The 5,848-nt window shown below is 60.2% G+C and carries 2 protein-coding genes and 1 pseudogene; 2 read left to right on the forward strand and 1 reads right to left on the reverse strand.

What is annotated here, in order from left to right; genetic code table 11:
- Positions 1-1,343: energy-dependent translational throttle protein EttA (gene ettA / locus ACIOVB_RS10160; protein WP_401267352.1), on the reverse strand; the 1,343-nt coding region annotated here is incomplete at its 3' end.
- Positions 1,344-1,629: 286 nt separating this feature from the next.
- Here ettA and morA point away from each other — a divergent pair.
- Together morA and glyA are read left to right on the forward strand one after the other, a co-directional pair.
- Positions 1,630-5,478, forward strand: coding sequence for a cyclic di-GMP receptor MorA (morA, locus tag ACIOVB_RS10165; RefSeq protein WP_401267255.1), 3,849 nt, complete (start codon positions 1,630-1,632; stop codon positions 5,476-5,478).
- 239 nt (positions 5,479-5,717) lie between these two features.
- Positions 5,718-5,848: pseudogene (glyA, locus tag ACIOVB_RS10170) on the forward strand (serine hydroxymethyltransferase); the annotation flags it as partial.

The raw sequence follows: 5,848 nt of genomic DNA on the forward strand, positions 1-5,848 counted from the left end.
CCACCGGACAGGTCCTTGACGAACTTCTGCTGATCGCCGCCCTTGAAGTTGAAGCGACCGACGTAGGTGCGCGAAGGGATCTCGTAGTTACCGATGCGGATCTGGTCGGAACCGTCGGATATCTGCTGGAACACAGTCTTGCTGCCGTCGAGGTCTTCGCGGCTCTGATCCACACAGGCCAGTTGCACGGTTTCGCCGACTTCGATGCTGCCCGAATCCGGCGTTTCCTTGCCCATCAGCATGCGGAACAGGGTCGACTTACCGGCACCGTTACCGCCGATCACGCCGACGATGGCGCCTTTCGGCATCGAGAACGACAGGTTGTCGATCAGCACGCGATCGCCGTAGCCCTTGGTGACGTTCTTGAACTCGATGACCTTGTCGCCCAGGCGCGGACCGGCCGGGATGTAGATCTCGTTGGTTTCCGAACGCTTCTGGAATTCCTGCGATTGCATTTCTTCGAAGCGTTGCAGACGAGCCTTGGATTTCGACTGGCGGGCCTTGGCGCCTTTGCGCACCCATTCCAGTTCTTCTTTCATGGCTTTTTCGTGGGCCGACTGCTGCTTGGATTCGGCAGCCAGACGATCGGACTTGGCTTCAAGCCAACCCGAATAGTTGCCCTCGTAAGGAATGCCCGCACCGCGGTCGAGTTCCAGAATCCAGCCAGCAACGTTGTCCAGGAAGTAACGGTCGTGCGTGATCGCAACCACGGTGCCCGGGAAGTCGTGGAGGAAGTGCTCCAGCCACGCAACGGAATCGGCGTCCAAGTGGTTGGTTGGTTCGTCGAGCAGCAGCATGTCCGGAGCGGATAGCAGCAGACGGCACAGGGCCACACGACGCTTTTCACCACCGGAGAGGAATTCGACCTTGGCGTCCCATGCCGGCAGACGCAGCGCATCGGCAGCGACTTCCAGTTGACGATCCAGATTGTGGCCGTCGCTGGCTTGCAGGATCGCTTCGAGCTTGGCCTGCTCAGCAGCCAGTTTGTCGAAATCGGCGTCTTCTTCAGCGTAAGCCGCGTAGACCTCGTCCAGGCGCGCCTGGGCGTTCTTGATCACGCTGACCGCTTCCTCGACCACTTCACGCACGGTCTTGGTCGGATCAAGTTGCGGTTCTTGCGGCAGATAACCGATGTTCAGATCCGGCATCGGACGGGCTTCGCCTTCGAACTCGGTGTCGACGCCGGCCATGATTTTCAGCAACGTGGACTTACCCGAACCGTTGAGGCCGAGTACGCCGATCTTGGCGCCGGGGAAGAACGACAGCGAAATGTTTTTCAGGATTTCCCGCTTCGGCGGAACAACTTTGCCCAGCCGATGCATGGTGAAGACGTATTGAGCCATGGAGAACCTTGGGTCAGTGACAGATGAATGATTGGAGCGCAGGCGATGCCCGGCCAGACCGTGCGCGTCGTTCACTTGATGGTGATCAATGCGTGCGCGCTGAAAAAAGTCTGATTCTAGGAGCTGGAACGCTCCCGCGTAACCGGCAAAGCTACCTGATTGACGGAAGGCAGTCCAGCCGCGAGGGGCTGGCACTTCGCCACGACTCAAGGCATGCTAGCCGCCCTTTGGGCGTCCGGCTTATAGTGCACGTCGCGCCAGTCCAGCCAGATCGCAGGATTACAGCTTGTCCAATGTCACTCCGCCAGCCTCTGTGAGCAGCACCCAACCGGCGCACGGCTCGCCCCTGCGCGGGACATTAAAGGGTGCGCTGGCGACACTCGTGCTTTTGCTGCTGGCGCTGCTGTTCTGGCAACTGCTCGATCAACTGCGCGAAACCCAGAAAAACCAGCGCCAGTACACCATCGATTACACCGCCGACCTCGCCTCGCAGGTCAGCCTGAACATGGCGCTGAATGCGCAAATCGCCCTCAATCTGCTACCGATCGTCGAACAACCGCAATCGGCCGACGAACAGCAGCAGTTGCTGCGCAAGCTCCAGCAATCGCTGCCTGACCTGCGCAGCCTCGCGTTGCTCAGCCCTTCCGGGCGAATCATCAGCGACAGCGCCGCCGACAGCTCCGACGCCAGCTACCTCACCGAACTGGTACGCCGCAGCCGCGCCCAGGCGCACTATTTCAGTAACGCCGACGATGGCTCGGTGGTGCATCTGTTGTTGCATCAGGCCAGCGGCAGTACACGCGCCTATTGGGCTTTGCGTCTGACGCCGACGTTCTTCGACTCGCTGACCAAGCAGAGTGAAACCGGCCTGCGTCCGCTGTGGCTGGTGGAAAACCGTATCAACCATCAGATCATCAGCCGCGACGAAGCCCTGTCATCCGCCAAGCCTGGCGTGCTGAGCCCGGACGATCTGGCCAACACCGTACTCACCGTGCCGCTGAGCAGCAGTGATTGGCAATTGCGTGGCCTGTTCGACCGCCAGCGCGTGCTGGAAGAGTTGCTGCCGGCGTTCATCGGCAAATGCCTGCTGGGTCTGGCGTTCTCGATGCTACCGGTGATCGCGCTACTGAACATGCGCCGGCGTCAGCGCCAATTACATGAAGGCCGCCGCCGCTATCAGGACATTTTCGACGGTACCGGAGTTGCCCTGTGCGTGCTCGATCTGTCCGGGCTCAAGCAGATTTTCGACAAGGCGCAGATCCAGACCAGCGACCAGCTCAAGGCCTGGCTGGACCAGCCGCAACAGCGCCAGCAATTGCTGCAGGAACTGCGCGTCACCGAGGTCAATCAGGTCGCGCTGCAATTGCTCAATGTCAATTCCTGCGAACACGCTTGGCAGTTGTTGATCGACGGTCATCCACATCGTCACTGCGCGATCGGCCATCAAGTACTCGACGCCGTGCTCCAGCAACAAAAGCAGCTGGAACTGGAAATCAAACTCCCGGACATCAACGGTCGCGATCAACACCTGTGGATGGTGCTGCGCCTGCCGACCGAGCGGCACGACTATAAAGCGGTGATCCTGAGTATCAACGACATCACCAGCCGCAAGCTGATCGAGCTGTCGCTGCTGGAGCGCGAGGGCTTCTGGTCGGACGTGGTGCGCACCGTGCCGGATCATCTGTACGTGCAGGATGTGATCAGCCAGCGGATGATTTTCAGCAACCACCATCTCGGCCAGACCCTCGGTTACAACCGCACCGAACTGCATCAGATGGGCGAGTACTTCTGGGAAATTCTCCTGCACCCGGAAGACGCCGACTATTATCATCGCTCACGGCAGATGCAGCGCCACGCCGGTTACAGCCAACTGTTGCAGTGCCAGTTGCGCTTCCGTCATCGCGATGGCGAATGGCGGCGCTTCGACATTCGTGAACAGGCACTGGCCCGGGACAAGCACGATCAGGTCACGCGGATCATCGGCGTGGCCAAGGACATAACCGAGCAGATCGAAGCCAGCGAATCCCTGCGCGACAGCGAGCAGCGCTACCGGATGCTCGCCGAAAGCATCAGCGACGTGATCTTCTCCACCGACAGCAAGCTCTCGCTGAACTACGTCAGCCCGTCGGTGCAAGCGGTGCTGGGCTACGACGCCGAATGGATTTTCCAGAACGGCTGGCAATCGACCATCGCCAACCCGCAGCAACTGAGCGGCATCTACACCCTGATGGATCGCGTCAGCAAAGCCCTGGATAAACCCGAACAGTTAGCCATTTTGCGCAATCAGGTGCAGACCCAACTGTTCCTGTTCGACTGCCTGCGCGCCGATGGCCGCAAGATCCCGATCGAACTGCGTCTGGTGCTGGTGTGGGACGAACACGGCGCGTTCGAAGGCGTGCTCGGCGTTGGCCGCGACATCAGTCAGCAGCGCCGCGCCGAGAAAGATTTGCGCATGGCCGCCACGGTATTCGAACACTCAACGTCGGCGATCCTGATCACCGACCCGGCCGGTTATATCGTCCAGGCCAACGAGGCGTTCAGTCGGGTCAGCGGTTACGCGGTGGCGGAAGTGCTCGACCAATTGCCCAACATGCTCACCGTCGACGAGCAACAGGATGCGCACCTGCGTTACGTGCTCAAGCAACTGCATCAGCACAGTACGTGGGAAGGCGAAGTCTGGCTCAAACGCCGCAATGGCGAGCACTACCCGGCGTGGGTCGGCATCACCGCTGTGCTCGACGATGAAGGCGATCTGGCCAGTTACGTGTGCTTCTTCAGCGATATCAGCGAGCGCAAGGCCAGCGAACAGCGCATTCACCGCCTCGCCTATTACGACGCCCTGACCCATCTGCCCAACCGCACACTGTTCCAGGATCGCCTGCACACTGCGCTGCAAGCAGCCGAGCGACAGAAGTCGTGGGTGGTGCTGATGTTTCTCGACCTCGACCGCTTCAAACCGATCAACGACTCCCTCGGCCACGCTGCCGGCGACCGCATGTTGAAAGACATGGCCACGCGCCTGCTGGCCTGCGTCGACGATGACGACACCGTGGCGCGGATGGGTGGCGATGAGTTCACTCTCCTGCTGCAACACCGCTCAAGTCGGGAGCTGGCGCTGAACCGCGCGATTCATGTGGCCGAGCAGATTCTCGGCAGTCTGGTACGACCGTTCGTGCTTGAAGGTCGCGAGTTCTTCGTCACCGCGAGTATCGGCATCGCCCTGAGTCCGCAGGACGGCAACGAACTCAGCCAGTTGATGAAGAACGCCGACACCGCGATGTACCACGCCAAAGAGCGCGGCAAGAACAACTTCCAGTTCTACCAGGCCGACATGAACGCCAGTGCGCTGGAGCGTCTGGAGCTGGAAAGCGACCTGCGCCATGCCTTGGAGCAGAACGAATTCGTCCTGTATTACCAACCCCAATTCAGCGGCGACGGCAAGCGCCTGACCGGCGCCGAAGCCCTGCTGCGCTGGCGTCATCCGCGTCGTGGGCTGGTGCCGCCGGGGGATTTCATTCCGGTGCTGGAAGAACTCGGACTGGTGGTGGACGTCGGTGACTGGGTGATCAGCGAGGCCTGCCGTCAGCTCAAGACCTGGCACCAGAGCCGCGTGCGCGTGCCAAAGGTGTCGGTGAACATCTCGGCGCGGCAGTTCTCCGATGGCCAACTCGGCACGCGGATCGCCACCATCCTGCGCGAAACCGGCCTGCCGCCGGCATGCCTGGAGCTGGAACTGACCGAAAGTATCCTGATGCGCGAGGTCAGCGAGGCCATGCAGATTCTCGCCGGTTTGAAAAACCTCGGCCTGAGCATCGCGGTCGACGACTTCGGCACCGGTTATTCATCGCTGAACTACCTCAAGCAATTCCCGATCGACGTGTTGAAGATCGACCGCACTTTCGTCGACGGTTTGCCGTCCGGCGAACAGGACGCGCAGATCGCCCGGGCGATCATCGCCATGGCCCACAGCTTGAATCTGGCGGTGATCGCCGAGGGTGTGGAAACCCATGAGCAGCTCGACTTCCTGCGTGAGCATGGCTGCGATGAGGTTCAGGGGTATCTGTTTGGAAGGCCGATGCCGGCGGGTCGGTTTGAGGCGCAGTTCAGCAATGACGCCCTCTTCATGTTCGACTGAACATCTGCGGTGCGGCCTTCGCGAGCAGGCTCGCTCCCACAGGAATTGATGTCGATCACAAAATCGCAGGCCTGCCTCGATTACTGTGGGAGCGAGCCTGCTCGCGAAGAGGCCTTCAAACGCACCGCACATCGGTCATGAAAACCACTTGTCTGCGACATGATGTCGTTTCATATGCCATCCAAAACCCATTGGGTTAGAATGCCCCCCTTTTCTGCCCCCGATCCTTGAGGACCGCCATGTTCAGCCGTGATTTGACTATTGCCAAGTACGACGCCGATCTTTTTGCCGCCATGGAGCAAGAAGCTCAGCGCCAGGAAGAACACATCGAGCTGATCGCTTCGGAGAACTACACCAGCCCAGCGGTGAT

The organism is Pseudomonas sp. NPDC087639 (assembly GCF_044743385.1).
Taxonomy (GTDB): Bacteria; Pseudomonadota; Gammaproteobacteria; order Pseudomonadales; family Pseudomonadaceae; genus Aquipseudomonas.